This is a genomic window from Streptomyces sp. NPDC007162, assembly GCF_040634175.1.
Lineage (GTDB): Bacteria > Actinomycetota > Actinomycetes > Streptomycetales > Streptomycetaceae > Streptomyces.
In genome coordinates, this window is record NZ_JBEYFC010000891.1 from 1 (window position 1) to 2,196 (window position 2,196).

General features: G+C 72.0%; 1 protein-coding gene and 1 riboswitch. The gene reads right to left on the reverse strand.

What is annotated here, in order from left to right:
- A partial coding sequence (locus ABZ646_RS45470; RefSeq protein WP_360533341.1) for a magnesium transporter occupies window positions 1-1,054 on the reverse strand: 1,054 nt, incomplete at its 3' end.
- 315 nt (window positions 1,055-1,369) lie between these two features.
- Window positions 1,370-1,541: riboswitch (M-box (ykoK) riboswitch) on the reverse strand.
- Window positions 1,542-2,196: the final 655 nt, after the last annotated feature.

Below are 2,196 nucleotides of genomic sequence, written 5' to 3' on the forward strand. Positions count from 1 at the left end.
CACCGCGACCAGGACCATGACCACGCCCTCGCGCCGGGCGCGGCTGTGCGCGGCCGGCACGCACCTCGGCGACGGTCTCGTCCCGGTGGGCGGTCAGCAGCAGGGTGGTCATGGCACCGCCCGCGGTGCCTTCCCGGTGGTTCAGCAGCCGGCGCAGCTCAGCCGCCTCGTTCTTCGGCATGCGGGTGAGCAGGGCCTCGCGCTCCTCGCCGGTGAGGTCACGCAGGGCGTCGGTGGCCTCGTCCGGCTCCATCTCGTCCACGAGGCGGGCGGCGTGCTCCGGGTGGGCCTCTCGGAGCAGGTTCTCCAGCTCGTGCGGTTCCATCTCCTCCAGTGCGTCTGCCGCCTGCTCCGGCTCCAGCCAGCCCAGCAGCTGCTGGCGTTCGGCGCGGCCGAGGTCCTCGAGGATGTCGGCGAGGTCGGCGGGGCGCAGCCGGTGCAGCGCCGTCCGGGAGGCGCGCAGCCGCACCTCCGGTGGTCCTTCGGTCGCCTGCTCGGCAAAGGGAGCGACCGCCTGCCAGTCAAGCACGCGTTCCGGGGTGGGGCGGGCCTGCCAGCGGCGCGGGCCGAGGCGGCGCAGCAGGGTGGGCAAGGAGACGTCCACGCCGACCAGGACGACCAGGTCGGCCAGGGGCGCCAGGTAGAGATCGGCGGCACGGGTGACCTGCACGCCGTCGACGTCGACCAGTTGGTGGTCGAGCACGTCCTTGGCCAGCAGGACCTCGCCGGGCCTGCGGACGAAGTCGCGCAGGTCGACCCGAGCGGTACGCAGCCGTACGTGCCCGGCGCTCACCTTGCCGACGGCGTCGGCGGGCAGGAACGTGCGGCGCCGGCCGATGCGCAGGATCAGTCCCGTGACGGGCGGATACGGTTCGGTGCCGTAGAGCCGGGCGACGACATCGACGACGCGGCCGACCTCGTCGCCGGACTGGTTGGTGACCGGGCAGCCGATCAGGCCCGCGAGCGAGACCAGTGAGGTGCGGACCGCCTTGGAGGCGGTGGCCCGGCGCTCCAGTTGGACCCGGCGGTCCCGCAGACGGGCCGAGGTGGACATGAGCAGAGTGTGGGCAGCCAAGGTGAACACCCCCTTGCCCCGGTATGACGGGGCAACGGGCGACCCGGGCCAGCACCGCCCTTCCCGGGGGTGGCGTCGGCCACGCAGACAGGCCGACGCTCGGCCCGACCAGGCCGGTGCACCTGGCGGATCAGGGAAGGACGGGCTGTCCCGGACCGCGGAAGGACGGCGTGGACAACGCGGAGAAGGGCCGACTGTGACCCGGACTACTGTCCATGTCGCCTCCTCCCGGTCCCGGCCGCGCAACGGGGCGTGGCGGCCATGCGGCAAGGGGCAGCCAGGACAAACGGTCCCGGCGCACCCCATCTCGTCAGAGCTTTGGCACTCCACGGCGTGATCCCACTGCGGGGAAGCCACTTGGGGTCACCCCTTGGGCCGGGGAGACCTGTCCTGATCCGGAGCGTCTCTCGACGGGTGGGATCAGTGGCCTGTGTCCGTGAAGACGCCTCACCGAACGAGGTGTCCTTTACATCCGCACCAAGAGTACGCCCGTCCCGGACCGACTTGTGCCCCCATGACCAGCCCTTGACCTGCGCACTGAGGAATGGTCATCAGGTCGGTCGGGCCCGCGCGGGAGCGAGGCGCTGGTCGAGGCGTGCCTGCCGTTCTCGGCACCGCGGCGCAGCCGAGGGCAACGACGGTGGTGGGTGCGCAAGCCGCCTTCCCGGAGATCCACTCCGCCCACGACGCCGTCGCACCGCTGGAACGGCACACCTGGCCACCCGGAGAACCGTCTGGAGATCGCCTGGCCGAGAAGGGAAACGTCGGCTCCTGAGCCGAGGTCGGCCGCGGAGGAGGCCGCGCACGAGGCGTGAGCGCGCCCTGGGGGCGAGCTGTGTCGACGGGGTCGATGCCGCAGGTGGCGAAGAAGGCCGCAGCCCGGTGCAGGAAGGCGGCGCAGGTGTCCACGAGTCCGCTGTCGCCCGACGGCCGTCGGCCGTGAACGGGGTCAGGCGGCCGTCCCGGTGGGACGCGAAGGCCTCCGTGCGGTGAAGATTCGGCACCTCCACCCCGCACGGGGCCTCCGCCTTGATGGAGCGTTGACAACGCTCGCGATCAGTACCCCTAGGGCGTGTTGCGAAAGTGCTGGTCACAGCCACTCGTTGATTGCTGCGACCAGC